Source organism: Halanaeroarchaeum sp. HSR-CO, assembly GCF_024972755.1.
In the GTDB taxonomy this organism is placed as follows: Archaea; Halobacteriota; Halobacteria; order Halobacteriales; family Halobacteriaceae; genus Halanaeroarchaeum.
On the sequence record NZ_CP087724.1, the window covers coordinates 2,524,268 to 2,550,449 of the forward strand.

Genomic DNA, 26,182 nt, shown 5'->3' on the forward strand with positions numbered 1-26,182 from the left:
ACCGATTAGTGAGTCGACAGGAATCCTCGTGGCCGACCCTCCGCGAGACAGCGAACGCAGTCCATCGCAATCAGATCGGTTTTCTGGCCGCCGCGGTGGCCTACTACGGCTTCCTCTCGGTCATCCCGTTGCTCCTCCTGTCGATTTCCGTCGGGACCGCACTCGGCTACGACGTCTCGAGCGAGGTGCTCGGGCTCGTGGGCGACATGGTGACTCCCGCGGGCGCGGCGGCCCTCGCCAACGCCGTCGACGCGAGCGGGCCGGGGGGCGGGATCACGGTGGTCGGGGTCGCCGTCCTCCTGTGGTCGTCGCTCCGGGTGTTCCGCGGACTCGACGTGGCATTCTCTTCGATCTACGGCGACGAGATGGCCGAACCGCTACTCTCACAGCTGGGTGATGCGCTGCTCGTCGTCGCCGTCATCTCCGTGTCGGTTGCCGGCGTCCTCCTCCTCGGCGTGGTCCTCTCGGTCCTCGACCTCGGATCGGTTGCGCTGATCGTCGGGCCGGCCGCGTTGACCGTCGGGCTGGCCCTCGCCTTCCTGCCGATCTTTTACATATTCCCCGACGCGGATGTGAGCCTCAGGGAGGCCCTACCGGGAACCGTTCTGACCGCCGTCGGGTGGACGGCGCTGGCGACGACCTTCGGCATCTACGCCCAGTTCGTCCCGAGTTTTCGACTCTACGGGGTGCTCGGTGCAGCGTTACTCCTGGTGACCTGGCTGTATCTGGGCGGGGTTATTATCATGGTGGGGGCTGTAGTCAACGCCGTGTTGGCGGGACGAATCGGAGAGGACGCCGAGAGTATCGACGACGAGGACGAACCACGGGCGGACCCGGCCCCCGACGTCGCGGCCATCGGCCGAGAGGTCCGTGAGCTACGAGAATCGCTCGACGAGAAGACGGTCTCGAAGGACGACCTCGAACACGACCTGCAGCGTTACGTCAGGCGCAAACTTCGGCGCGGGAAGGCGCGCGGCTGGGGGCCCTACCTGGTGTTGCTCTACGGGACCCTGATGACCCTGGGCGCGTTCTACTGGCTAGAGGGTGGCTGGGCCATTCTCGCGATGATCGTCGTCTGGCTGTCGACGCTCGGTCTCTACGTCCTGATGGTCCTCTTCGGCGTCGGGTTCGCCGCGGCGAGTGCACCAGGGTCGGTGCTCGACTGGCTCCGCGAACGTCGCTCATGAGGGGACAGGGTGTCGCCGCAGCCATCTCGCAGTCCGTCCCCGAGACCGTGGTCCCGATCCTGGTCGTGGTGACGGGGCTCGGCGATCCGGTGTTCGTGGCCGTCCTCGCGGTGGCCGTCTACTGGCTCGGCCCCCAGTACGGCCTCCTCGACCGGCGGGCGGGCGCCACGGTCCTGGCCACGACGTTCTTCGCCCTCGCGTTGACCCTCTTCTTGAAGTACGGGTTCGCGATGCCACGCCCACCTGCGGACGTCATGCTCATACCCGAGGACGGGATGGGATTCCCGAGTGGCCACGCGACGGGCGCCACCGCCACCTACGCCGCGCTGGCGGTGTACCTGAAACGGTGGTCGCGAACGAACCGGTACGGTCTCGCGGGGGTTCTCGTCGTCGTGGTCGCGCTCTCGAGGGTGTTCCTCGGGGTGCATTACTTCGTCGACGTCGTCGCCGGGATCGTCGTGGGACTGCTGGCACTGGCCGCGGTCCGGTGGGTCGCGAGCGAGCAGCTGACCATCGCATTCGCCATGAGCGTCCCGGTCGCGCTGGCCGGCACCCTCCTGGCGGGGACGGCCGAAACCGCCCTCCAGGTCGGCGTCGTCTCGGGCGGTGCCATCGGGTGGTGGCTCGTGAACGATCGGGTCGCCGATAGCGAGATAGAAACGGTACGGATCGTCGCGGCAGCGGTCGGTGGAGGACTCCTCCTCGGCGTCGGTTTCGAATCGGGCGTCCCGATCGTCGCCGGGTTCGCGGGAGCAGGGGCCGGAGCGCTGTTCCTTGCCGTCCCGGGACTGAACGGCTAGAACTTCTCCAGGTAGCGGTCGATCTCCCAGGCAGAGACGTCCGTCTTGTACTCGGCGAACTCCTGTTTTTTCGCCTGGACGAACTTCTCGGCAACGTGCTCGCCGAGCGCATCGAGGACGACGTCGTCCGCCTCGAGCGCCTCGACCGCCTCGCCGAGACTGCCAGGCAACGTGTCGATGCCGTACTCGTCGCGTTTGGCCTCGTCGAACTCGTAGATGTTCTCGCGGACCGGATCGGGCGCCTCGAGGCCACGTTCGATGCCCTCTAGGCCGGCCTGGAGCATGACGGCGAGCGCGAGATACGGGTTGGCCGTCGGGTCGGGCGAACGCAACTCGATGCGCGAGGAGGCGGGGACCCGGGCGGCGGGTTTCCGGACGAGTGCCGAGCGGTTGACGTCCGACCACGCGACGTAGACAGGGGCCTCGTAACCGGGAACGAGACGTTTATACGAGTTCACCGTCGGGTTGGCGATGGCCGTGATGGCCGGGGCGTGTTCGAGGATGCCCGCGAGGAACGAGTAGGCCGTCTCCGAGAGGTTGAATTCGTCGTCACCGTCGTAGAAGGCGTTCTCGCCGCCCTCGGTGAACAGCGAGAGGTGGGTGTGCATGCCCGAGCCGTTGATGTTCGAGATGGGTTTGGGCATGAAGGTCGCGTGCACGTCGTGCATCTCCGCGACGGCCCGGACGACCGACCTGAAGGTCGCGATGTTGTCTGCCGTGGTGAGCGCGTCGGCGTACTTGAAGCTGATCTCGTGCTGGCCGTCGGCGACCTCGTGGTGACTCGACTCTACCTCGAAGTTCATCTCCTCGAGTACGTAGATCATCTCCCGGCGCATATCCGAGGCGAGGTCCTTCGGCCCGAGGTCGAAGTAGCCCCCGGTGTCGTGGGTCCGGGTCGTCGCGCTGCCGTCGTCCTTCTCGAAGATGAAAAATTCCGGTTCGGGCCCCGCGTTGAGCGTGTACCCCATCTCCGCTGCGCGGTCGATGGCCCGTTCGAGGACGTATCGTGGGTCGCCCGAGAAGGGCTCGCCCGTCTCCGTATCGACGACGTCACAGATGAGCCTGGCCGCACCGCCGTCGTCCCGGCGCCGCCACGGGAGGACGGCGAACGTCGAGGGGTCGGGGTCGAGGCGCATGTCGGATTCCTGGATCCGCACGAATCCCTCGATGCTCGAGCCGTCGAAGTAAATGCCCTCCTCGAAGGCCTTCTCCGCCTGGCTCGCCGGGATCGAGACGTTCTTGACGGTCCCCAGGATGTCCGTGAACTGGAGCCGCAGGAAATCGATGTTCTCTTCTTCGATGCGTTCGACGACCGCCTGTTCCTCGGCAGTGAGTCCCCCGTCCGGGAGTTCGGTTCCGTTTGTCATTGGGTTGGTCATCTGATTCGAACACTCCTAGTATTAAAGCCCTATCGTTCGGCGCAATTCTGAGTTTTCTCAGCGAAACTGGACATTCGTAAACTTCTAATCCCCCCGGCACCCACAGTGAGCTATGACCTACGAGAATCTGGACGCCACGCTCATCAACGCACTCCTCGAGGACGGACGGGCAAGTCTTCGCAGTCTCGCCGAGGAACTCGACGTCTCGGTCACGACCGTGTCGAATCACCTCAAGGACCTGGAGGCGGAGGGGGTCATCGAGGGCTATACACCCATGGTCGATTACGAGAAACTGGGCTACGACGTCACCGCCATCGTCCAGCTCAAGGTCGAGGGGAACGCCCTCCCGGACATCACCGACCGCCTCGAGGGCCACAAGCAGATGGTCAACGTCTACGAGGTGACGGGCGAGTTCGATATTATCGCCGTCGGCAAGTTCACCGACACCGACGATATGAACCAGTTGATCAAGGACCTGCTCGCGGACGCCGACATCAAGGAGTCGAACACGAGCGTCGTCCTCGACGCGCCGGTCGAATGCAACCAGTTCGAACTGGATATTCACGACTGACCGGCCACCGTTCTCCGGGCCCGAGAATACCCCCAGCCAGCGCTGTCTGGAGAGCGTATGGACGGAGGAAATTCGTCGTCGATTCGGGCCAGACGGTCGGGGTCTGTTGTGGAAAGTGGCCGGCCTTACATCGCGCCGCCCATGCCACCCATACCGCCCATGCCGCCCATGCCGCCGGCACCGCCCTCGTCGTCACCTTTGTCGGTGGAGAGGTCCCCGGCGGAGATGATGTCGTCGATCTTGAGGACCAGGTTCGCGGCCTCGCTGGCGGAGTTGAGCGCCTGTTCTTTGGCGTGAGCGGGTTCGACCACGCCGGACTCGAAGGTGTCCTCGACGTCGCCCGTGAAGACGTTCAGGCCGGCGCGCTGGTCGCCCGCCTCGTGGGCGGCGCGCAGGTCGACGAGCGTGTCGATGGAGTCGAGCCCAGCGTTCTCCGCGAGCACGCGCGGGACGAGCTCGAGGGAGTCCGCGAACGCCTCGACGGCGAGCTGTTCGCGGCCTTCGACGCTGTCCGCGAAGGAGCGCAGGCGGTCGGCCAGTTCGACCTCGATGGCGCCACCGCCGGGCAGGACGCGACCGTCGGTCAGGGCCTGGGCGGCGACGTCCAGGGCGTCGGTGATGCCACGCTCGACCTCGTCGACGACGTGGTCGGTGGAGCCGCGCAGGAGAAGGGTCACACCGAGTGCCTCCTCGCTGTCGCTCTCGACGTAGAACAGTTCGTCATCGTCGTCGCGGGTGACGCTACCCTCACCGAGGTCGGCGGCGGTGGCGGCGTCGAGGTCCGTGACGATGGCGGCGTTCAGGACGTTCTTGAGGAACTCCATGTCCGACTTCTTCGCGCGGCGAACGGCCAGGATGCCTTCCTTCGCGAGGAAGTGCTGGGCCATGTCGTCGATACCCTTCTGGCAGAAGACGACGTTCGCGCCGGTCTCCTTGATCTGGTCGACCTTCTCGCGGAGCTGCTCTTCTTCTTTGTCGAGGAACTTCTGGAGCTGGTCGGGACTGTCGATGGAGACCTGGGTGTCCGCTTCGGCCTCCTCGACCTCGATGGCCTCGTTGAGGAGGAGGATCTTCGCGTCCTCGACCTCGCTGGGCATGTCGTCGTGGACCGGATCCTTGTCGATGGCCGCGCCGACGAGCAACTCGGACTCGCTGACGCTGCTACCGGTCTGGGTCTCGATGTTGAGACTCTCCATGTCGACGACCGTGGAGCCGTCGTCGGCCTCGACGGAGACCTGCTCGAGGGCCTCGTAGATGATGCCCGAGAGGAGTTCCTTGTCGAGTTCGGCGCCCTTGCCGGTCATGGAGGTCTCGGCGACGCTGCGCACGAGGTCCTCGTCGTCGGGGTCGACCGCGATGGCGATGTCGTCGACCTCTTCGCGGGCACGCTCGGCGGCCACGTTGTATCCCTTGATAATGGCCGTCGGATGGATGTCCCGCTCGAGGAGGTCCTCGGCGTTTTTGAGGAGTTCGCCCGCGATGGCGACCGCGGTGGTGGTGCCGTCACCGGCTTCGTCCTCCTGTGTCTCTGCGACCTCGACGATCATTTCGGCCGTCGGGTTGTCGATGTCCATCTCCTGCAGGATGGTGACGCCGTCGTTGGTGACGGTAACATCGCCCATCGAGGAGACGAGCATCTTGTCCATGCCCTTCGGGCCGAGCGTCGAGCGGACCGAGTCCGCGACCGCCCGCGCCGCAGAAATGTTATGCTCCTGGGCGTCTTTGTCCTTTACTCGCTGTGCGTCATCTCCCATGATGATCATGGGCTGGCCTTGCATACGTCGCTGAGACATCGTCAGCCAGTGATTGAATGTCCTTCTATAAAAGGGTTTGGCTTTGGGGAAGGGCGACGGTCATAGCGTCCACCGCGGAGATCGGGCCAGTCCCACCACTGTACTGCGGTTAGCAGATTCCACGGCCGAACGGCGACCGTCTTCACGAGACATGTTACCAATGGTTTATTGCGACATCACGACCGTCATCGAGAATCGATCGAAGGGCTCGATCTGCGTCGTCGTCTCCGACCGGGCTCCGGGACGTCCAGAACGGCAGGGTCGTACTCCGCGGCGCCACGATTGCCCAGCGGGTTCAGCGGTTGAAACGTCTCCCCGTGCAGTTTCGGGCCAGAGAAGGAGAGCGGTGGAGCGCGTCGGCCGCGTCACCGGTTCCCGAGGGCGGGGAACAGCGCGCCGAGGATGGCACCGAAGACGACGTGGCCCACGAGGCTCATCGGGTTGAAGTTCGGCAGCGGGGGCGCGTTGGGGAAGCCGACGGCGCCCAACCAGATCGGCATGACGATGGCCGCGGCGCCGATCCAGAGGAGGACGCCGTACGCGACCCCGAGTCCCGTACTCGTCGTGACGCGGTCGGCGTAGTCGGACAGCCCCGGGAGGTAAACCACGGCGCCCGCGAAGGCCAATCCGAAGACGACGCTGTTGAACAGGTGGATTATCCACCCCGCGACCAGCCCGTTCGTGCCGTACATCGCCGGAATCGCCGTCGTGATGACCGGCGTCATCATCATCTGGAGCAGCACGCCCATCGCGACGCCGCCGAACAGCCCCGAGACGCCGCCCGTCACCCAGACGTTGCGCTGCTGTGCGATGCCAGTGACCTGCTCTTGCGTGTGTGTCTCTGCCATACTGTGAGTGATGAGGCCCGAGACCAAATAGTTAATATTACCAACAGGTTAGTGAGTTACCGTCGCGTTACCTGTTCGAGGTGCCACCAGTGGACCGGCGGCCAATCGATAACACTTCGGCCAACCGCTCGCCCCGCTGTCGACCAACACCCCCCCCCCCAGTACGGCACGACTCGCGTAGAAACCCTCGAACGGAATGAACGGCGATGCGAGACCGCCCTCTCTCGGTCGCCCGTCGACCTTCTCGGCAGACGGGCCCCTCCAAGCAGCCAGACTTCGGAGCAAGACGAGCGATGCCACGACACGGTCGGCGTGTCTGGCAAAATCACGGCTCTCAGTACTCGTAATTTACTCACAGGAAAATCGAAGGCGGTTTCAGTATTCCGGTCCGGGTCGCGATACTGCTGACGGATGGTTCACTGCCCTCCACACGAACGAACAGGCCACTCGACCACCAGTTACCGGTTCGTCGGGTCCGGTGGTCTCCGCCTGACACCCGAGTGTCCTCGGTCCACGACCCTGACGGAATCGGTACCCCGAAACCAGGTTCCGGTATCCGTCTTCCCCACGAGTTCGACCGTGGTGGTATCGACCGACAGGCCCAGTTCTCGTGTCTCGAAGTGAACGACGAGGTCGTCGTCGCCGTCCGAGTCCACGTCCTCGAGGCTGCTCCGGACCGCGCTCGCGCCAGTGCAATCTTCGTAGGGGGCGACGCGTGAAGGATCGCCAAAGCACAGCGTCGATACGTCGACGCTCGATGCATCGAACGATCCGGTCGTGTGGATTGCCACGGGGGTCACGCCCCTGCTGTTGGGATTGATCGCGGGAATAGAATCACCTGGCTTGACGTCCACAGCGATCTCGATGAGCGACTCCCGCTCATCGAAGACGGCGGCGATCACCTGATAGGTTACGTCCTGCTGGGTGACGTAGATAGTGTACTCGTGGATCTCTAAGAAGTCGTTCGGTTCGTCGGGGTTGACCTCGTAGGTGACGGTCTCCTCGGTCTGTTCGTCCACCGTCTTCGTGTAGTCCTCGAAGCCCGGGTCCGTCACCATCGTCGCCGTCACGTCTTCCAGATCGAGGCCGGGTGTGGAATCGTAAGAGAAGGTCTTGTCAGCCAGATCGACGTTGTACCAGGTTCCGTCATTGAGACCGGTGAGGCCGGTGAGGAAAGCCGTCTCTTCTGAGGTCAAGCCGACCGAGGAGAGGCGATTCTCTTCGGCGTAGTTGTCGAGTGCCGAGGAACTGCCCCACCAGGTAGCGTCCCAGTCGTTCCCGTAGAACGACGGTGCGAGACGGATCTTCGCATATCCTTTCACGACCCGATGTACCTCCGGGTCGATCGTGTTGTAGACGTAGACCGGATCGCGGTGGATCACGGTGTACGAATCATCCACGCCAGCCGGCGACGGTTCGTCCGAGGCACTGGCCGCTCTTGGGCCAAAACCACCGCCGAGTGCGCTGGCGGTGGTAAACAGCGCTGCTTTCCGCATGAACGATCTGCGAGAGCTATCAGCACGATCTCGATTGGGTCTGGTAGTCATTGGTCACGTTCCAATATCGACTTTTTCGTATTGGATATCCAACCATTTGGGCTGCCGTGTCTTATCCGTTCCTCTTGGTTTCACCGGCCACGATCGAGGACGTTTCCAATCGCATATCTCGCTGCGTCTTAGCACGACGGGCCTTTTCACTAGCAACCCCAGACCGCAAGCGTAACGTCTCGGCCGCTGTACTCGATCCCAATCTCCCAGCCAGCACGCAATATGACTGAGAAAATGCCGACCGGCCGTTCCGCGTCGGTCTGAACAGGTGAGTGAGAGTTAGAGGCTCGTGCGGATGATCGACGACGTAGTGAGGGTCACACCGAGTCCTGTTCGGCCGTCTGTAAATCGACGGTGATGGTAGCTCCCGGCGACGCAGTCGCGTCCTCCGTCGTCGTCTCGGTTTGGCTCACGCGATAGCCATGGGCCGCCGAAGGAAGCGTCCCGGAGAAACAGGCCCACGACACGAGCACGAGCGACCTGGCCCAAACTGTCTCAGTCCAGAACGTCAGGATGAGCGCTGAGAAGGACGACAGCATCGCGACGGCCCTCAACTAATAGCACTGCTGCACTGATCTGAACAAAATATCGGGTCCAAAGTCGTCCTGGGCTATCGGGTACCGTCTGAGAGCCAAGGGCCGGATTTGAACCACGGTCACTCCGCTGCGCTCCGTTCCCTGATTCAAATCCGGCCCGTTGGCTGTCGCTACTCGTGTGGTACTCGTAGCAACAGCCAAGGGCCGGATTTGAACCGGCGATGGGCGGCTCTGCAGGCCGCTGCGTTAGGCCGGACTCTGCCACCTTGGCGCACGTGAATATCTGCAATGAGTCGATTTATGGATTGCGGTCCGGCGATGGCGGCTGTCACACCGTGAGCCGCGTATGCGGCGAACGTGTGACGTCGGCAGTCGGACGAAGCGAACGGCGAAGCCGTGAGCAACGCGAAACGCGAAGCGTCTCGGTATGTGCGAACGGCGAAGCCGTGAGCAAGTGCGTCTGCCGGAACTGGAGGCCGCTGCGGTAGGGCTGTCCGGCGCAATCCCTCCGTTGCCGCGTCGACGTTCGACGGCCGCAGTCGCCTCGAACGCGACGACGGTCCGAAACACATCTTCCGTTCCGTCTCCAAGGAGGGGATATGACGACCCAAGAGCGTGGATCCCGACCCCTCCTGACCGACGGCGGCCGCCCGACACCGGGCGTCCCCGACGTGGACGACGAACCGGACCAGGCTGACCAGAAGCCCGAAGAATCGACGGCGAGCAAACGCGGATCGGCGGGCCAGAAAGCGGCTTCGGGCCGGCAGATGCCGGGCGTCCCGCAGACGGAGGGGGCCGAGACCGAATCGCCGGACGAACACGAGGGAGGGGGAAGTTGTGGCACCGGCGGGGAGGCCGATCACGAGACCGTCCACGACCTGACCACCGCTATCACACTCGAGGCGCTCAAGCGCACCGAATCGCCGTCTGCCGTCATCGCCGAGACGAACACCTGGTCAGACTGGGTTGGCGTCGTCGGCGATGCGAGCGGGCCGGCGATGAACACGTATTTCCGCAACAACGGGATCGACGTGGACTTCTTCAACGACGTCTCCCGCGGCCCGGCCGATCGTCTCGCGCGCATCGACGAGACCCACCACTTCTACTCCGAACGTCGGGTGCTCGTCGGCCTTCCGGAGGAACGCGAGTGGGCCGAGGAGGCCGGCTGGGAGTTCCAGTCGTTCCACGAGGTGGCCGAGGAAGCCGACTGGTCGCTCACGGAGGAGTGATGCGCGTCGAGAACAGCTTCATCCCCGTCCACGGCGTCGGCGAGACGACCGAACGATCGCTCTGGACGGCGGGCATCACGCACTGGGACGCCTTCACGCCGGACGCGGTCGGGCCCAAGACCGCCGATCGCATCGAGGACTACCTGGCCACCGCCCGCCCCCGACTGGACGACGGTGACGCACGGTTTTTCGCCGAGACGATGCCGAGTCGCTGTCACTGGCGACTGTACGAGAACTTTCGCGAGGAGACGCTCTTCTTCGACATCGAGACGACCGGACTGAGCAAACAGCAACACGTGGTCACGACCGTCTCCGTTCACCGCGACGGCAACACGCGGACCTACGTCCGGGGCCAGGACCTGACCAGGGCCGCGCTCGAAGCGGAGTTCTCGGACGCGAAACTCGTCGGGACGTTCAACGGCAAGCAGTTCGACGTGCCCTTTCTCGAGCACGCATTCGACCTGGACATCGACCTGCCGCATCTCGACCTGCGATTTCTCGGCGATCGGGTCGGATTCAGCGGCGGGCTAAAGCGGGTTGAACGAGACCTCGGTATCGAGCGCGACCGGCCGGACATCTCTGGGCGAGACGCCGTGCGCCTCTGGCACGAGTACGACCGAGATGGTGACGCCGACGCGCTGGCGACCCTGATTGCGTACAACCAGGACGACGCGCGAAATCTCGTCGCGCTGGCCGACGAGCTCACGGGCAGAATCCACGACCGCGTGTTCCCAGAGACGGACTGATCGAGCGGGCGTTTTCGACGGCTGGCTGATCAGGCGGGCGGACTCGGTTTCTCGATGTGCGAGACGTAGGCGGTCATGTCGCTGGTCGTGATCATACCGACGGGCTCCTGGCCCTCGGTGACCGGGACGTGGTGGAAGCCGTGCTCGATCATGATGTCGGCGACGTCCCGGATGGTGTCGTTCGCGTCGGTTGTCGTGACGGTATCGGTGCAGTACTCGCCGACGACCGCTTCGTCGCTCGAGCCACCGTCCGCCGCGGCGCGAACGAAATCGGTCGAGGTGAGGATGCCATCGAGCGCGCCGTCCTCGTCGAGCACCACGAGAGAACCGATATCGGCGTCGATCATCGTCTGTGCTGCTTCCTGCACCGGGGTGTCCCGGGAGACGGAATGGACAGGTGAGGACATCAACCGCCCCACGAAAATGTCTTCCATGGGACGCGGTTGCACGCAATGGCTGTTAAGGATTTGCACACCGGCGATGGTTACAGAGAAGTCCAGGGCCGGCGCCGCTCACGCCGTCTCGAGCCCGCTCCGAATGCCGTCTTCGACCGTCGGATATCGCAACTCGTAGCCGGTCTCGTGCAATCGAACGTTCGAGACGCGCTTGTTCGCGGCCAAACGTTCCCGACGTGACTGGGAGAGTTCGCGCTCCTCGAGCGGGACGACCTCGGGGGCTTGGACGCCCTGCTGGGCTGCGATCCATCGAGCGAGCGCCGGTCGCTCCATCGGTTGGTCGTCGACGACGTTGAGCACCGACGGGGACTCGGTGACGGTAGTCAGTAGATAGGCGATGGCGCCGGCGGCGTCGTCGCGGTGGACGAAGTTCCCGTAGCCGGGAGAAACCGGTCCCTCGAGATAGCGCTCGACCGGCGAGCGTCCGGGTCCGTAGATTCCGCCAAAGCGGAGGACCGTGCGATCGATGGCCGGATTGCCCGCTTCGAGAGCGATTCGCTCCGCCTCGATTAGCGTCCGTTCCCGGTCGGTCGTCGGGCGGAGTGGGGTTTCCTCGTCGACCCAGTCACCACCGTGGTCGCCGTAGACGCCCGTACTCGAGGTGTACACCAGTTGGTCGGGTTCCGATCGGCGCCCCCCGAAGTGGTCGATGACCATCTCGAGGGCGTCGACGTAGGTCTCGCGCGCGCCGGTTCCACCGCGGGCACTCGCCGCGTAGACCACCACGTCCGCGCTCGGCAGCGAGAGCAGGTCAGTGGCGTTCGACGCATCCCCGTGAACGGCCTCCAGTCCTGCCTCGGTGACCGCGTCGAGACCGGCCTCGGACCGACGAACCCCCGTGACACGATGCTCTGGCGTCAGTTGGCGGCCGAGTTCGAGCCCGACGTATCCACAGCCGACGATGAGGACGTGCACGGTCGAGCGAACGCGCGCGAGAAGTATAGCGGTCACGGAAGGGCCGACGCTGGCCGGTTCAGCTGAACTGGGAACTCAGACCGGCTCTTTCGGGAGTAGATAGTACAGCACCCCGCCCAAAGCCGTCATGACGGCGAGTCCGTAGAGGGCCGCATCGAAGTACCCCAGGTCCGCCACACCGCCGACCACGGTCGATCCGAACGCGCCCAGGACGAAAAATCCCGTCCGCACGAATCCCCAGATCGTTCCCTTGCTTTCGGTGGGAAGCGAGCCGATGATGTAGGCGTTCGTCATGGGGCCCAGAGCGAGCCTGATGGCGATGAGAACCGTCACCACGGTGAACCAGCCCAGTGACTCGATCCACGGCAACCACATCAGCGGCAACACGCTCACCGCGCTGAGCCCCACCAGGACCCGCCGATATCCGAACCGGTCCGCGAGTCGGCCGGCACTGAGCTGAAACATCCCGCCAGCGAGGAACAACAGCGCGTAGAGACTGCTCGCAGTGGACGCCGACAGTCCCCCTTCGGCGGAGAGGTACGTCGGGTAGAAGGCGGTCAGCCCTTGAAAGATGAACAACATGATGACGATACCTCCCACGGCGAGCGCGATTCGACGCGTCCGGAGGGCCCGTCCGGACCGTCGGATACCCTGAACAAGCGACCCTGCCGGGCCACTCCCCGGGAGGGTCTGAGGAACGACGACGAGTAGGGCAAGGCCCGAGGCGAAGAACGCAGGCCCGACGATACCGATAGCCCAGCGCCAGCCGATGTACTCGGTGAGCACCGTGGCCGCGAGCGGTAGCGTCGCCGCGCCGATACTGCCGGCACCGAGAACGAACCCGAAGGCGAGTCCCTCGAACTGATCGAAGCGCTTCGTGAGGGCAGTGCCGCGGGCAGGTCCGAACAGTCCGGTCGCCACGCCGAAGGCGGCTGCCGCGACCAGGAACCACTCGTAGGTCGGCGCCAGGGCGAACCCGATCATACTCACCGCAGCCAGAAGTGCACTCGTGCCGAGAAGAACGCGTTCGCCGATGCGATCAGTGAGGACACCAGCCGGGAACTGCATCCCGCCGTACGTGAGCCAGATGACGGTGACGATGAGGCCTGCGCCCGCGTTCTGGATGGCGAATTCCGTCTTGATGACGGGCAACAGAGCGGGGACGAGAAATCGCGCGCCAAGGGTCAAAAACCAGCCGAAGGCGAGGGCGAGCAAGAACGGTCCGCGGTCGCTCGAGACGACGTCGTACATCGTCTCGGTCTCCGATGCATCAGTGTTCGACGTCACGGCTCGTCGGACATACTCCCGTCCGGTACAAGAACGCGTGGGTGCCGGTAACGGAGGCGGCACTGTCCAAAATGACGAAAACCCCCGAGCGACACCGCTGTCGCTCGAGGGTTGGTATGAACGGAATGAATGGAGGCGGCGAACCGGTTTTCCCAGAGGCTCGCGCACTCGAGTACTCGCCGGAACGCAGGTGGGCTTAACTTCCGTGTTCGGGATGGGTACGGGTGTAACCCCACCGCTATGGCCGCCTTAACGCCGACTCGCGGAATCGAACCGCGATCGTGACACCAGTCGTCGGTGGTCCTGATGCCGTGTGTACGTGCAATCCAGTTAACGCCTGGACTCGAACTCCGAGTCGGACGTGCGGATGAATGGTGGCTTCGGTCTGTTAGTGCTCGCGGGCTAAACACCTCGTTGCCTTGGTGCGTACACCCCGAGTCTATCGATCTCGTCTTTTACGAGAGACCTCAGCGGTACCTCTTTTCCAGGTAGGTTTCGGGCTTAGATGCTTTCAGCCCTTACCCTGTGGAGCGTAGCTGCCCGGCAATGCCCTCTCGGACAACCGGTCGACCAGTGGCTCCCGTCCGTAGTTCCTCTCGTACTATACGGACGTTCCCGTCAGGTACCAAAACACCCCCAATAGATAGCAGCCGACCTGTCTCACGACGGTCTAAACCCAGCTCACGACCTCCTTTAATAGGCGAACAACCTCACCCTTGCCCGCTTCTGCACGGGCAGGATGGAGGGAACCGACATCGAGGTAGCAAGCCACCGGGTCGATATGTGCTCTTGCCGGTGACGACTCTGTTATCCCTAAGGTAGCTTTTCTGTCATCAATGGCCCACATCAAGTAGGCTCATTGGTTCGCTAGACCACGCTTTCGCGTCAGCGTCCGTTGTTGTGCCGAACACTGTCAGGTTACCTTATGCTCTTGCACTCTTTTCCGGGTCTCCGACCCGGATGAGGTAACCATTGGGCGCGCTCGATATCTTTTCGAGCGCGTACCGCCCCAGTCAAACTGCCCGGCTACCGGTGTTCTCCTCCCGGAGTGAGGGTCACAGTCACTGACGGGTAGTATTTCACTGATGCCTCGGTGGCCTGCTAGCGCAGGTACCTGTGTAGCGGCTCCTACCTATGCTGCACATCAGCGACCGTGTCCCAGCGACAGCCTGCAGTAAAGCTCTATAGGGTCTTCGCTTCCCCTTGGGGGTCTCCAGACTCCGCACTGGAACGTACGGTTCACCGAGCCCAACGTTGGGACAGTGAGGCTCTCGTTGATCCATTCATGCAAGCCGCTACTAAAGCGGCAAGGTACTACGCTACCTTAAGAGGGTCATAGTTACCCCCGCCGTTAACGGGTCCTTCGTCCCATTGTACTGGGTGTTCAGATACCCGCACTGGGCAGGATTCAGTGACCGTACGAGTCCTTTCGGATTTGCGGTCACCTATGTTGTTACTAGACAGTCGGAGCCTCCTGGTCTCTGCGGCCTGCCCAATCACTGGGCAGGCACCCCTTATCGCGAACTTACGGGGCGAATTTGCCGAATTCCCTAACGTCGGTTAGTCTCGGCAGGCCTTGGCCTTCTCAGCCAGGGCACCTGTGTCGGATCTGGGTACGGACATCGTACTCGTCTTTTCACGGGCCCCAGGTTGGATCGAGTTTCCCTATCCCGCCGTTCGTCCGCTTCGTGCCATTACGGCTTCCACGGATTTGGACGGTTCGACTGGGCGATAGCCCAGCTCGATTTACCCCGAGGCGTCGACTTTCACTGTACGATGGCACTGGAATATTAACCAGTTTCCCTTTTGACCTACTCGAGTTGCGGTAGGCCTTAGGATCGGCTAACCCTCGGCTGACGAACAGTGCCGAGGAACCCTTGCCCTTGCGGCCGTCGGGATTCACACCCGACTTTCGCTGCTACTACGGCCAGAATTTTCGTCCCCATTCGGTCCACACGAGTTCTCACCCGTGCTTCCGCCCGAACAGAGTGCCAACCTACACGATCAGAGTGTTATCTCTGCGGCTCGGTCTCGGTGGCAGACTTGAGTCCCGATCATTTTGGGCGCCCTGAACCTCGGCCGGTGAGCTGTTACGCTTTCCTTAGAGGGTAGCTGCTTCTAAGCTCACCTCCCGGCTGTCTAGGGCTCAGGACCACCTTCAATCTCACACTTAGCCTGCACTTTGGGACCTTAACCCAGCTCTGGGTTGTCTCCCTCACGATCCACAGGCTTACCCCGCAGATCGGACTCCCTGCTTCGACGGCGTCTGTAGGTTCGGAGTTTGACAGGGGGGCCGACTCCTCTCGGAGGCGGACTCCCCAATCGGTCGCTCTACCCCACAGACTACCTCAGCAGAGGTCATGCTTCGACATGTTTCGGTTGGAACCAGCTGTTGCCGGGCTCGATGGGCCTTTCACCCCTACACACAAGTCACGGGAGGGTATTGTAAGACACCAACCCTATCAGGCCTCCACATGGCTTTCGCCATGCTTCACCTTGCTCGCGCGTAGATCGCCCGGTTTCGGGTCGTACCCGTTTGACTCCCCGCCCTTGAAGACGGCGGCCCTCGCCCGAAGGCTGCGGCCATGTCGGTTTCCCTATGCCTTCCCGGATGCTCCGGTTAGACTTGCCAAACAGGTACACTCTCTGGCTCGTTTTTCAAAACGTACGATCGAACATCGGCTCCCCGAAGGTCCTACCACGGACTTACGTCCGAGTCGTTCCCAGCGGGGCCTTTTATGCCCAATCGTTCTATCGCCACCTGATTTCAAGCTCTATTTCACCTCCCTTCGGAGGATACTTTTCAGCGTTCGCTCACGCTACTTGTTCACTATCGGTCTCGGAGAGTACTTAGCCTTGGCAGTTGATGCCTGCCATCTTCACGAGGGAATTCCGACCCCCGATACTCTGGAACTGACTCACATCGTACTTGACCGCGTTACGGGACTGTCACCCTGTATCGTGCTCCATTTCAGGAGACTTCACGCGGACGTTCGGATGCTGATCGTCAGCCCGAACACCACATTGCCCGTGAGGGCTTCGGTTTGGGCTGTGCCGCGTCCACTCGCGGTTACTAACGGCGTCTCATTGCGATTTCTTTTCCTGTCCGTACTAAGATGTTTCAATTCCGGACGTTCCCCATTGCGCAAGGCAATTGCGGTGAGGATTCCTATTAGGAGACCTCAGGTTCTTCGCCTCCGTGCGGCTCCCCTGAGCTTTTCGCAGCTTGGCACGTCCTTCGTCGGCTTCCGAGCCGAGCTATCCACCAGGCGGCACTGTAGCAGCCACGTAATCTTCAATTTCGCACGTCCACATTCGGTGGACGAGTCCAGTGAGCGCCTGGATTGCACGTATACACGGTCGTCATCGCACGTCACCCGTCACGGGGTACCCTATACTGGAATACCCTTGTTGGGCGAGCGTACATCGACCCTTCCTACCCGCGCTTTCGCGGGGCAGTGCATCAGTCGTCCGGGGTAGTTCGTATCGTCGTCCCACACTTAAGGGGCACGATTCGAACCGCCCGGAAGCATGGACCCACTGGGATTTGAACCCAGGGCCTCCGCCTTGCAAAGGCGGCGCTCTCCCGCTGAGCTATGGGCCCGCCTCCCTATCGGGAGGGGTGCGGCGTGTTAGCCTCGATGGTTTGTAGGTGTCTGGTCGGGCACGATCACTCGTGACGGGATGGGGACAGCGAGATGCTGCCACCATTGGGCCAGGCGAAATGCCTGGTCCCGATCGTTAGGAGGTGATCCAGCCGCAGATTCCCCTACGGCTACCTTGTTACGACTTAAGCCCCCTTGCAGAGCCCAGATTCGACCGGCGCATGCCGGCCTCGTCCGAACCCCACTCGGGTGCTTTGACGGGCGGTGTGTGCAAGGAGCAGGGACGTATTCGCCGCGCGCTTCTGACACGCGACTACTACCGAATCCAGCTTCATGAGGGCGAGTTTCAGCCCTCAATCCGAACTACGACCGAGTTTAGGAGATTAGCGCCCCCTCTCGGGGTTGCATCCCATTGTCTCGGCCATTGTAGCCCGCGTGTTGCCCAGTTCATTCGGGGCATACTGACCTACCGTTGCCCGTTCCTTCCTCCGCTTTGGCAGCGGCAGTCCCCCTAGTGTACCCGGCTGCCCAATGGGCACCGCTGGCAACTAAGGGTGCGGGTCTCGCTCGTTGCCTGACTTAACAGGACGCCTCACGGTACGAGCTGACGGCGGCCATGCACCTCCTCTCAGCAGCATCGGGTAAGATCATTAACCTGACCGTCATTACTGCTGTCGGAACTGGTGAGATGTCCGGCGTTGAGTCCAATTAAACCGCAGGCTCCTCCGGTTGTAGTGCTCCCCCGCCAATTCCTTTAAGTTTCATCCTTGCAGACGTACTTCCCAGGCGGTCCGCTTCACGGCTTCCCTACGGCACAGCGCAGGCCCGTAGCCTGCGTCACACCTAGCGGACATCGTTTACAGCCAGGACTACCCGGGTATCTAATCCGGTTCGAGACCCTGGCTTTCGTCCCTCACTGTCGGGTCCGTCTTCCTGAGGCGCTTTCGCCACAGGCGGTCCGTCCGAGATTACAGGATTTCACTCCTACCCCGGACGTACCCCTCAGGTCTTCCGGCCCCAAGCCGGACAGTTTCCGCTGGACGCCCGCGCGTTGAGCGCGCGGATTTCCCAACGGACTTGTCCGGCCAGCTACGGACGCTTTAGGCCCAATAATATCGGCCATCACTTGGGCTGCCGGTATTACCGCGGCGGCTGGCACCGGTCTTGCCCAGCCCTTATTCGTGCACCACCTTACGGTGTACAAAAGCGAGGGCTCTATGCCCTCGCACTCGGAGTTCCCTTATCGCACTGTCGTGCAGTGTAAAGGTTTCGCGCCTGCTGCGCCCCGTAGGGCCCGGTATCTTGTCTCAGATACCGTCTCCGGGCTCTTGCTCTCACAACCCGTACCGATTATGGGCACGGTGGGCCGTTACCCCACCGTCAACCTAATCGGCCGCAGCCACATCCTATGGCGCCGTAGCGTTTCGAGCTCCGCACATCCCAGTGCAGGAGCGGTATTCAGAATTGTCCTCAGTTTCCCGAGGTTATTCTGATCCATAGGGTAGTTTGGCCACGTGTTACTGAGCTTTTCGCCACGGGTCTAAACCCGTGCGACTAGCATGGCTAAATCGAACTCCGATAGCAATGGCCTCCGGCAGGATCAACCGGAATGTGCCGGGAATATTCCCGGCGGGCCAGAGAAGGGAGTCTCTGGTTGGCGGGTGTGGTCGTCACGATGAAAATCGTGGCCGACCAGATTTCACCAAACCATCGAGGCTAACATCAGATACCATCTGTACGGCGGACCGCAGGGGTGGAATCCTCATGTCCTTCGGGACCCGAACGTTGGGTTCGTTGGGTGATAAACCCATCGAAGCCAGGTCGGCTCCCATCGCCCCGGTCGACCCGGGGCGGTCACATTCAACCCGACGCCCCGTTATTACTTAAGGGCATCGAACCCGAGCCGTCGAGGCCGGGGTCGACGCCAAACTGGGACGTCGGATCGCATCACGGCGCGTCGGTCGTGCCGACCACCGCTCATCGAACGCATTCTATCCGAGGTCCCGGGTATTACTTAAGGGCATCGAACCCGACCAGTCGTGGTCGGGAACGACGACCCGTGCCGGGGCGTCGAGCGAACATCAGTGGCGCCGGGTGACCCGGGCCACCTCATCGTGTGCAACCTATCGAAATGCAGGCCCACGGATAAGGGCGTCGAACCGGACCCCTCCTCGGGACGGCGTTACATGGCAGAAAGTGTGGCACGGGCGGAGGCCGATCGGTCATCCCACGCACTGTGCGTCAGGTCTGATCGGGTGGTACCCGCGCCAGCGCGGACTACGGCGAGACGGTACATAAGCCCATCACCGTCGCCCGAACTTCGCGAGGAACGTGTCTCAAACCTCTTCGATGTGCTCGATGCCCTTCTTGGAGACGTTCGCCTCCGTGATATCGCTGGGCATCCAGTCCGGTTTGTCGTCGGGAGCGGTCTCCTCCCACGCCCAGGCATCGTAGATGTGGACTTTATCCGTCCCTTTCTCCCGAAGTCGGATCTCGAGTCGAGGGGCGGATTCCTCCGAGGACCCAACTTCGGCCAGCCGGCGTGCGGCTTTGAGCGCTGCCTGGCGGGGAGTGTTTCCGGAGAACACGCTCGATTCGTTTCCGTTCGTCTCGCGAAGTGCAAAGTTCCGCTTACCGTCCTCACGTACCATGGTTTGAACCCATGCGAAGCCAACACAAGACGGGTGTATAAATATACCGGCGACCTGACCAGAAAATATTTATGTAATGATCGTCCGATACCGGAATATCGCCCGATACCGCCGCCATTCGGCCCCGTGACGGCCGTCCCCGTCACGAAACCGACGAGCGCTTGCGGTATCGAGCGGACGCGGGACTCGAAGACGGCGCCACTCGGAAGAACTTAAGTATACGTCACGGCGAAGCCCCAAATAGGATACTGCGATGGTCCGCAAAAAGAAGCTCAGCCCGAGTGGCGCGAAAGGGGAAGACGGTGCGTACCACAACGCGCACGTAAACCTCCACGAGGACGAACTCGCCGTTGCCGGATTGCAGATCGGCGACGAGGTGTTCGTCCGCGTCCGCGAAGACAAGATCATCATCCAGAAAGCCGACCCGGACGAGGTCGAACACGACTTCTAGGCACTTATACGCACGCAGCGAGCGATTGTAGACGATGTACGGAGCCGTGAAGCCGCTCTTGTTCCGTCTGCCACCGGAGACAGCCCACGACGTCGTCGTGCACTTACTGGAGGCGAGCCAACGCGTTGGGGTGTTGGGCGCCATGGGTCGTCACTTCGTCGTGGAGGATCCCCGACTCCAGACCGAGGTCTTCGACGTTTCGTTTCCCAATCCCGTCGGCGTCGCCGCGGGCTTCGACAAGAACGCCCGCGTGCCGCGCGCACTCGCGGCCCTCGGGTTCGGCCACGTCGAGGTCGGCGGGGTGACGGCGGAGGCCCAGCCGGGCAACCCCCGGCCGCGGCTCTTCCGACTCCCCGAGGACCAGGCCCTCGTCAACCGGATGGGGTTCAACAACCAGGGCGCCGACGCCATCGGCCAGCGTCTCGCGTCCGCGAAGACTCCCGAGATTCCCGTGGGCGTGAACCTCGGGAAGTCGAAATCCACGCCCCTCGAGGAGGCCGCAGACGATTACCTGTACACGTACGAGCGCGTGGGCGACCACGCCGACTTCGTGGTGGTCAACGTCTCCAGTCCCAACACCCCGGGGCTGCGAGACCTCCAGGACCGTGGCCCGCTGGAGACGATTCTAGGAACGCTCGTCGACGCGGGCGCGTCACCGCTACTCGTCAAGGTGTCGCCGGACCTCCACCGCGACGCCATCGCAGACGTCGTGGCGCTCGCGGATGACCTCGACCTGGACGGTATCGTCGCCACCAACACCACGACCACGCGCGACGATGGACTCCAGAACCCGAACCGGGCCCAGGAGGGCGGTCTCTCTGGAAAGCCACTCGAGGACCGTGCGACCGAACTGGTCCGGTTCGTCGCCGAACGAACCGACCGCCCGGTCGTCGGCGTGGGCGGTATCTTCACCGCCGAGGATGCCTACGAGAAGATCCGCGCGGGCGCATCGCTCGTCCAGCTCTACACGGGGCTCATCTACGAGGGGCCGACCATCGCCCGTGACATCAATCGCGGGCTCCTCGAGCGCCTGGAACGCGACGGCTTCGAATCGATCGAGGACGCCGTCGGCGCGGATCTCGAGTGAAAGACCGGGCAGACTGGCCGACTGTCAGCGGAGACCGTCCAGTTCGAACTCGAAGCCAGCCACCGGTACCTCGAGGTCGTGTTCGACCAGGACACCGGGATGAATCTCGCCGACGACACCCACTGTGTCGCCAGCGAAGACGACCGACGCGGTCCGACCGTCGATGAAGGAGGGGTGGTCGGTCGGCGGCGTCTCGAGGTCGACGCCGAAGTTGCGAGCGAGCGACTGGAGACGCCCCTTCGCATCCTCGAAGGAGGCGTCGGTGCGGGCGAGTACGCCGGCGACAGTTCGCCGTTCGGCGACGTTCGTCAGTTCGTCCTCGTCGACGTGGGCGGCGAAGCCGATCTCGGCGAGGTCCTGTGGGTACTCGCGGTGCGTGTTGTTCTCGAGGACCATCAGCAGCGAGGGGAGCGCCCACGTCCTTACGATGGTGAAGTCCTCGCTGTAAGCCTCCACGATGGTCGCCGGTTCGCCCGCCCCCATCACGCCCGCGTCGGGGTCCAGGCCCATTCGCTCGAAGTTCTCCGCCTCGCTGGTGAGGTTGAAATTCAGCATGTCCTCGAAGCCGAGGCCGACGAGGACGTTGCGGACCGCCTCCTCGTGACGGGAGGCCTCGGTCCGGGCACCGACCGTGCTGACGTCGGGGTATCGCGGCGTGAGGTTGTTGAACCCGTACGTTCGGCCCACGTCGTCGACGAGGTCGACCGGATGCAACACGTCGACCCTGTAGGGTGGGATGGCGACCTCGTAGGCGAGTTCGTCGTCACCGACGACCACCGGATCGGCGTCGAGACCCGAGCGCTCGAAGAGGTCGATGGCATCGTCCTCGTCGAGGTCGATGCCGAGTGTCCGCTCGATTCGACGGTGAGAGAGCTCCTTCTCGTCGACCGCGAGGTCCGGTCGGACGACGGTCCCGTCCGGGTAGGCGACCTCGACCTCCTCGACGCGACCGCCGCGGGCGTCGAGGGCGTAGCAGACCACGTTCAACATCTTGTCGATGGTCCACTGGTCGGTCCCGGTCATCTCGACGAAGAGGTCCCGCGACTCGGTCGAGACCTCGGTGCGGCGGCCGTTGATGACGGGCGGGAAACTGAACAGCCCGATGTCGTCGTAGATGGCGGGATAGCGGTCGTACTCGCTGACCAGGTCGGCGTACTTCTCCCCCACCGGATGCTCTTCGAGGACCGCCGCGGGCGTGAGCTCTCGGTCCGAGTCCAGTGGGACGAAGGTGTCCTCGTCCGGTTCGACACCGACGTAGCGGATCGTGTTCTCGCCGTCGACGCCGCTCTCCCTTTCGTCCGCGCGTAGCGCGGTCCCGTCGCTCACGGCTTCGCCGCTCTCCCTCTCGTCCGCGCGTAGCGCGGACCCGCCCTTCAGCATCGTCAGGTCGTGGATGCCGATGGCGCCCTTCGCCCGCTTGCGCCCCATCGTCGCGTGGAGTTTCTCCTGCAACTGGATGATAGCCTCCAGGTCCTCGTCGTTCATGTCGAGTCCGCGGATGACAGCCCCGGTCACGTAGGGGCGCTCGTCTGGAACGCTCTCGTCGACCTCGATGGTCCAGTCGGGGTCGTTCGTCTTCGGAACGTAGACGCCACGAGCATCGCCGTACTGATAGCGCAGCGAGCGCGCGATACCGGCGATGCTCAGGCGGTCGAGGCGGTCGGCTTCGAACTCCAGCTGGAACTCGCCGTCCTCGGTCTCCTCCTCGTACTCGATGCCGAGCCCGAAGAGGTCGTCTTTGAGTTCGTCGTCCGATTTCTCGTCGTGGCCGGTCATCCGTCGGAGGTCGTCGGGATCGACGTCGACGACGGGCATCTAGTACTCCACCTCCACGGACCGCAGGAACTCGAGGTCGGCCAGCGTGCCATGCACGTCGCGGATGTCTTCGAAGCCAGTGATCAACATGAGAAGTCGCTCCAGTGCCAGCCCCCAGGCCATGACGTCGGCGTCGACACCCAGCGGATCGAGCATCTCGGGCCGGAAGATCCCCGAGTTCCCGATCTCGATGAGTTCGTTCGTCTCCGGGTGGCGCCCGAACAGTTCGAAACTCGGCTCGGTGTAGGGGTTGTACGTCGGTTTGAATCGCAGGTCGGTGATCCCGAACTGTCCGTAGAACTCGGTGAACGTCCCCATGAGGTCGCGGACGGTCAGATCCTCGGCCATCACCCAGCCCTCGATCTGGAAGAACTCGAGGAGGTGGGTCGCGTCGAGGGTGTCGTTACGGTAGGCCTTCTCGACGCTGAAGAACCGCTGTGGTGGCTCCAGTTCGCCGACCTGCTCGCCGGAGAGGTATCGCGCGGAGAGCGAGGTCGTGTGCCCGCGCAGGGCGAGTTCCTTCGCGAACTCTACGTCCCACGGGGAGTGGTAGCCGTCGCTGTCGGGGCCGACGCCCTCGCGGTGGGCGGATTCGACCCGCTCGACCAGGTCCGCGGGGAGTTCGTCGATCTTCGCGGGGCGCTCCAGTGCGAACCGGTCCCAGTGGGTGCGCGCCGGGTGGTCCTGGGGCATGAACAGGCAGTCGTTGATCCAGAAGTCCGCGTCGACGTGGGGGCCCTCCATCTCCTGAAAGCCCATCCCGACGAGGACCTCCTTCACGCGTTCGGCGGCCTGTCGGAGGACGTGGACCTTCCCGGGGTTCGGGGAAGCGGCGTCGGCAGCGACGTTGTACTCGGCGAATTCGGCGTCGCGCCACTCGCCGGAAGTGAGCATCTCGGGGGTCAGGCGGTCGACCGCCTCCCGCACCGTTACGCCCGCCATCAGTTCAGTCACGCCGGCGTCGGTGAGTTGGACGGAACGAATCGTCCGCTCGTCGAGGGCGACGAGGTCGCGCCGGACCAACTGGTCGAGGACTCCCTCGTCGACGTCATCGTCGCCGTCGGCGAGCGCCTGGAGGGCCGCCCGCTCCTCGTCGGCGGCGGGGTCGGCGTCCGGGTTCGCGGACAACGAGCCCGAGTCGATGTCGCCGTACCCCTTCCGGGCGAAGTTCGAGAGCGCGATATCGACGAGCGGGCCGTCGAGATCCGACGCTCCGATGACCTCGCCCATGGAGACCGGCGACTCGTCGGCGTCGAGGGAGCGGGCGGCCTCGTAGAGGCGGACCTCTGGGAGCCCATCCTCGACGTAGGTTTCACCCTCGTCGGTCAGCGAGGCGGTCACGTCGGTCGTCTCACTTAGCTCGGCCAGCCCGTCCGCCTCCAGGGCGAACGCGGCCCCGGTGACGGTCTCGGGTTTCTCGTCTAGCTGTTCGGCCAGTTCGTCGACGGTCGTCCACTCGTCGGCGCTCAGTGACTCGAGCACCGCGAGTTGCTGTCGTGGAAGCTTCATTCGTTGGGTCGGTCGTTGTCGCGTGCAAGCATCTGTACCGTAGTTATCGCTTCTGTCTCCCGAGGGCGGTTTCGACCGGGCGACGGGCCCGGGCTCCACCGACCCGTCAGGCGAAAAAGACGCCGAACCCCGCGACACCCGGTAGTCGGGACTCGATGCGGTCGATTCGGTGGGGATCGGCAACCATGTGCGACGGGATGGCACAAACCGGTAAAAGCGTTTTCCTACGGTCGCTGGCGGTCGAGGTCGATGTCGAGGTCCTCGAGCACCTCGCGCATCTCCTCGCGGCGCGCCTGGTGGTCCTCGAGGAAGTCGGCCATCGACTCGGCGGCCTCCGTCTTGCACCCACCGCAGAGACGCTCCCCGCCGGCGCATTCGTCGTAGACGGTCTGGGCGTACTCGTCGTCGTCCCCGGCGAGGAGGTAGGCGTACAGTTCGTAGACCGGGCACTGGTCCGGGCGGCCGCCGAGTTCGCGTTGTTCCTCGGCCGTCTCCCGGCCGCCGGTGGTCGCCGAGCGGACCTTGTCGTAGCCGTCCTCCGGGTCGTCGAGGAGACTGATGTGACTCGCCGGGACCGACGAGGACATTTTCCCGCCGGTGAGGCCGGTCATGAAGCGGTGGTAGATGGAAGAGGGCGGGATGAATCCGAAGTCGCCGTGCGCGACCTCGACCTCGCGGGCCAGTTCCTCCGCCGACGCCCGGTCTATCTCGAAGGCGTCGATGTGCTCGTCGAAGACCCGCTTCTCGCCGTCGATGGCCTCGATGAGCGCAGCGAAGGCCTCCTCGGAGGCGTTCCGGTCGAGAAAGCGGACGCGGGGACGGACCGGTTCCTTGCCGGCGGCCTCGAGTTTCCGGATGGCGTCGGCGCGGGTCTCGCTCGGTTCCACCTCCCGTTCGAGCCAGTTCGCGGCCTCCACACACCGGACGAGGTCGTCCTCGCCGCCGGCCTCGTCGCTCAGTGCGGCGTGGGCGGCCGCGATGAGTTCGCGCTCCGCGTCGTCGGCCTCGAAGCTCGCGTACGCGCGAGTGACCCCGAAGGCTCGCATCCGCGCGGCGAGGTCGCGGGTGAGCCTGATGTGCGGGTCCTGGTCGGGCCCGACCGGGATGACCGTCGGTTTGGGCTCGTCGAGTTGCGGGTAGAGGATGTCCGCAGCCTGGGTGACGACGCTCTGCATGTGCGAGACGTCGGTCTCGCCGGAGAAGCCGTAGATGGCCTCGAACTCCGAGAAGTTCGCCTCGATGCCGAGTTCGAACGCGAGGTCCTGGAGCCGACGGTTGGTCGACTGGCGGTAGAGCGTGCCCGCCTCGGGGTCGAACCCGAACGCCAGCAGCGAGAGGAGGTAGTCCCGCGCGTGCTCGTCGATCTCGTCCCAGTCGAGTCCGCGGGCGGAGTGGGCCTCGAGGTCGGCGATGAGCGCGTAGGTGTCCCCGCCCTGTTGTTGGTGCCAGATCAGCTCGTCGAAGACGAGTTTGTGGCCGATGTGTGGCTCGCCGGTCGGCATGAACCCGGAGAGCGCGGCGAAGGGCTCGTCGTTCCGCATGGCGTCGACGACCCGCCGGTAGTCGCGATGCCCGAAGATGATCGCCCGGCGCATCAGGTAGTGGGGGTGGGCCACGTCGGGCAGGACCTCGTCGAACTCCTCGATGCCGAATTGCTCGAAGAGCGAGCGGTAATCCTCGATGGTCGAGGAACCCCACGGGTCGATGGCGAGGTCGTCCGCGCCAGCGGTGGGGGCGCCGTCGTCTGGGGTGTCTGTGTCCTCGGTCATGG

19 protein-coding genes, 2 tRNA genes and 3 rRNA genes are annotated in these 26,182 nt (G+C 63.6%); 7 read left to right on the forward strand and 17 right to left on the reverse strand.

From position 1 onward, the window contains the following. The first annotated feature begins 8 nt into the window (after positions 1-8). Entirely contained in the window at positions 9-1,187 is a 1,179-nt protein-coding gene (locus tag HSRCO_RS13235) for a YihY/virulence factor BrkB family protein (protein WP_259518115.1), read from the forward strand. Beyond that, positions 1,184-1,987 carry a phosphatase PAP2 family protein gene (locus HSRCO_RS13240; protein ID WP_259518116.1) on the forward strand — a complete coding sequence of 268 codons (804 nt, stop codon included), beginning with the start codon at positions 1,184-1,186 and terminating at the stop codon, positions 1,985-1,987. Before HSRCO_RS13235 ends, HSRCO_RS13240 begins: the two co-directional genes overlap by 4 nt. On the opposite strand, the gene glnA is transcribed toward HSRCO_RS13240, so the two are convergent. Further along, positions 1,984-3,354, reverse strand: coding sequence for a type I glutamate--ammonia ligase (glnA, locus tag HSRCO_RS13245; RefSeq protein WP_259518117.1), 1,371 nt, complete (start codon positions 3,352-3,354; stop codon positions 1,984-1,986). The genes HSRCO_RS13240 and glnA overlap by 4 nt on opposite strands. Positions 3,355-3,478: 124 nt before the next feature. Here glnA and lrp point away from each other — a divergent pair, with 124 nt between their 5' ends. After that, complete coding sequence (gene lrp, locus HSRCO_RS13250) at positions 3,479-3,937, forward strand: HTH-type transcriptional regulator Lrp (RefSeq protein WP_259518118.1); 459 nt, start codon at positions 3,479-3,481, stop codon at positions 3,935-3,937. Positions 3,938-4,062: 125 nt separating this feature from the next. On the opposite strand, the gene thsB is transcribed toward lrp, so the two are convergent. The 5 genes from thsB to HSRCO_RS13275 form a co-directional block, all read right to left on the reverse strand. Continuing rightward, a complete protein-coding gene (thsB, locus tag HSRCO_RS13255; RefSeq protein ID WP_259518119.1) occupies positions 4,063-5,730 on the reverse strand; it encodes a thermosome subunit beta in 1,668 nt (555 codons plus the stop codon). Positions 5,731-6,095: 365 nt separating this feature from the next. Next, positions 6,096-6,578 (reverse strand): DUF1440 domain-containing protein, encoded by a 483-nt coding sequence (locus tag HSRCO_RS13260; RefSeq protein WP_259518120.1) that lies wholly within the window; start codon positions 6,576-6,578, stop codon positions 6,096-6,098. A 458-nt stretch (positions 6,579-7,036) separates the two neighbouring features. Beyond that, positions 7,037-8,074: a hypothetical protein gene (locus HSRCO_RS13265; protein WP_259518121.1), complete on the reverse strand. Its 1,038-nt coding sequence runs from the start codon at positions 8,072-8,074 to the stop codon at positions 7,037-7,039. A gap of 368 nt (positions 8,075-8,442) precedes the next feature. After that, complete coding sequence (locus tag HSRCO_RS13270) at positions 8,443-8,679, reverse strand: hypothetical protein (protein ID WP_259518122.1); 237 nt, start codon at positions 8,677-8,679, stop codon at positions 8,443-8,445. A gap of 177 nt (positions 8,680-8,856) precedes the next feature. Next, positions 8,857-8,932 (reverse strand) — tRNA-Cys (locus tag HSRCO_RS13275). A 328-nt stretch (positions 8,933-9,260) separates the two neighbouring features. Here HSRCO_RS13275 and HSRCO_RS13280 point away from each other — a divergent pair. Together HSRCO_RS13280 and HSRCO_RS13285 are read left to right on the forward strand one after the other, a co-directional pair. Next, on the forward strand, positions 9,261-9,890 hold the full coding sequence (locus HSRCO_RS13280; protein WP_259518123.1) for a hypothetical protein: 630 nt from the start codon (positions 9,261-9,263) through the stop codon (positions 9,888-9,890). Beyond that, a complete protein-coding gene (locus tag HSRCO_RS13285; protein WP_259518124.1) occupies positions 9,890-10,636 on the forward strand; it encodes a ribonuclease H-like domain-containing protein in 747 nt (248 codons plus the stop codon). The genes HSRCO_RS13280 and HSRCO_RS13285 overlap by 1 nt, the downstream gene beginning before the upstream one ends. Positions 10,637-10,665: 29 nt before the next feature. Here HSRCO_RS13285 and HSRCO_RS13290 read toward each other — a convergent pair whose 3' ends face one another. The 8 genes from HSRCO_RS13290 to HSRCO_RS13325 all read right to left on the reverse strand — a co-directional run bounded on the left by HSRCO_RS13290 (position 10,666) and on the right by HSRCO_RS13325 (position 19,549). Further along, the gene (locus HSRCO_RS13290; protein ID WP_259518125.1) at positions 10,666-11,070 is read right to left on the reverse strand and encodes a CBS domain-containing protein; all 405 of its coding nucleotides are present in this window, start codon (positions 11,068-11,070) and stop codon (positions 10,666-10,668) included. Between the two features lie 78 nt (positions 11,071-11,148). Next, positions 11,149-12,006: an SDR family oxidoreductase gene (locus tag HSRCO_RS13295; RefSeq protein ID WP_259518126.1), complete on the reverse strand. Its 858-nt coding sequence runs from the start codon at positions 12,004-12,006 to the stop codon at positions 11,149-11,151. Between the two features lie 75 nt (positions 12,007-12,081). Next, the gene (locus HSRCO_RS13300; protein ID WP_259518127.1) at positions 12,082-13,293 is read right to left on the reverse strand and encodes an MFS transporter; all 1,212 of its coding nucleotides are present in this window, start codon (positions 13,291-13,293) and stop codon (positions 12,082-12,084) included. Between the two features lie 130 nt (positions 13,294-13,423). Then, positions 13,424-13,545, reverse strand: a 5S ribosomal RNA gene (gene rrf, locus HSRCO_RS13305). Positions 13,546-13,661: 116 nt separating this feature from the next. Continuing rightward, positions 13,662-16,583: ribosomal RNA gene (locus HSRCO_RS13310) — 23S ribosomal RNA — on the reverse strand. A gap of 242 nt (positions 16,584-16,825) precedes the next feature. Then, positions 16,826-16,897 (reverse strand) — tRNA-Ala (locus HSRCO_RS13315). A 139-nt stretch (positions 16,898-17,036) separates the two neighbouring features. Beyond that, positions 17,037-18,509: ribosomal RNA gene (locus HSRCO_RS13320) — 16S ribosomal RNA — on the reverse strand. The 16S, 23S and 5S rRNA genes sit together here with 1 tRNA gene alongside, the layout of an rRNA operon. 725 nt (positions 18,510-19,234) lie before the next feature. After that, positions 19,235-19,549, reverse strand: coding sequence for a non-histone chromosomal MC1 family protein (locus HSRCO_RS13325; RefSeq protein ID WP_259518128.1), 315 nt, complete (start codon positions 19,547-19,549; stop codon positions 19,235-19,237). 253 nt (positions 19,550-19,802) lie between these two features. Between HSRCO_RS13325 and HSRCO_RS13330 the strand changes: the two genes are divergently transcribed. Beyond that, on the forward strand, positions 19,803-20,000 hold the full coding sequence (locus HSRCO_RS13330) for an AbrB/MazE/SpoVT family DNA-binding domain-containing protein (protein ID WP_259518129.1): 198 nt from the start codon (positions 19,803-19,805) through the stop codon (positions 19,998-20,000). 34 nt (positions 20,001-20,034) lie between these two features. Continuing rightward, positions 20,035-21,087, forward strand: a complete 1,053-nt coding sequence (locus HSRCO_RS13335) for a quinone-dependent dihydroorotate dehydrogenase (RefSeq protein WP_259518130.1) — start codon at positions 20,035-20,037, stop codon at positions 21,085-21,087. Between the two features lie 24 nt (positions 21,088-21,111). On the opposite strand, the gene pheT is transcribed toward HSRCO_RS13335, so the two are convergent. The 3 genes from pheT to HSRCO_RS13350 form a co-directional block, all read right to left on the reverse strand. Next, positions 21,112-22,902, reverse strand: a complete 1,791-nt coding sequence (gene pheT / locus HSRCO_RS13340; protein WP_259518131.1) for a phenylalanine--tRNA ligase subunit beta — start codon at positions 22,900-22,902, stop codon at positions 21,112-21,114. Then, positions 22,903-24,411, reverse strand: a complete 1,509-nt coding sequence (locus tag HSRCO_RS13345) for a phenylalanine--tRNA ligase subunit alpha (protein ID WP_259518132.1) — start codon at positions 24,409-24,411, stop codon at positions 22,903-22,905. Positions 24,412-24,635: 224 nt separating this feature from the next. Beyond that, entirely contained in the window at positions 24,636-26,180 is a 1,545-nt protein-coding gene (locus HSRCO_RS13350; protein ID WP_259518133.1) for a tryptophan--tRNA ligase, read from the reverse strand. Between the last annotated feature and the right edge of the window lie 2 nt (positions 26,181-26,182).

Bases quoted from the DNA above. Each gene is read 5' to 3' on its own strand.
- HSRCO_RS13240 (WP_259518116.1), top strand. From the start codon at position 1,184: ATGAGGGGACAGGGTGTCGCCGCAGCCATCTCGCAGTCCGTCCCCGAG.
- glnA (WP_259518117.1), bottom strand. From the start codon at position 3,354: ATGACAAACGGAACCGAACTCCCGGACGGGGGACTCACTGCCGAGGAA.
- lrp (WP_259518118.1), top strand. From the start codon at position 3,479: ATGACCTACGAGAATCTGGACGCCACGCTCATCAACGCACTCCTCGAG.
- thsB (WP_259518119.1), bottom strand. From the start codon at position 5,730: ATGTCTCAGCGACGTATGCAAGGCCAGCCCATGATCATCATGGGAGAT.
- HSRCO_RS13260 (WP_259518120.1), bottom strand. From the start codon at position 6,578: ATGGCAGAGACACACACGCAAGAGCAGGTCACTGGCATCGCACAGCAG.
- HSRCO_RS13265 (WP_259518121.1), bottom strand. From the start codon at position 8,074: ATGCGGAAAGCAGCGCTGTTTACCACCGCCAGCGCACTCGGCGGTGGT.
- HSRCO_RS13280 (WP_259518123.1), top strand. From the start codon at position 9,261: ATGACGACCCAAGAGCGTGGATCCCGACCCCTCCTGACCGACGGCGGC.
- HSRCO_RS13285 (WP_259518124.1), top strand. From the start codon at position 9,890: ATGCGCGTCGAGAACAGCTTCATCCCCGTCCACGGCGTCGGCGAGACG.
- HSRCO_RS13290 (WP_259518125.1), bottom strand. From the start codon at position 11,070: ATGGAAGACATTTTCGTGGGGCGGTTGATGTCCTCACCTGTCCATTCC.
- HSRCO_RS13325 (WP_259518128.1), bottom strand. From the start codon at position 19,549: ATGGTACGTGAGGACGGTAAGCGGAACTTTGCACTTCGCGAGACGAAC.
- HSRCO_RS13330 (WP_259518129.1), top strand. From the start codon at position 19,803: ATGGTCCGCAAAAAGAAGCTCAGCCCGAGTGGCGCGAAAGGGGAAGAC.
- HSRCO_RS13335 (WP_259518130.1), top strand. From the start codon at position 20,035: ATGTACGGAGCCGTGAAGCCGCTCTTGTTCCGTCTGCCACCGGAGACA.
- pheT (WP_259518131.1), bottom strand. From the start codon at position 22,902: ATGCCCGTCGTCGACGTCGATCCCGACGACCTCCGACGGATGACCGGC.
- HSRCO_RS13345 (WP_259518132.1), bottom strand. From the start codon at position 24,411: ATGAAGCTTCCACGACAGCAACTCGCGGTGCTCGAGTCACTGAGCGCC.
- HSRCO_RS13350 (WP_259518133.1), bottom strand. From the start codon at position 26,180: ATGACCGAGGACACAGACACCCCAGACGACGGCGCCCCCACCGCTGGC.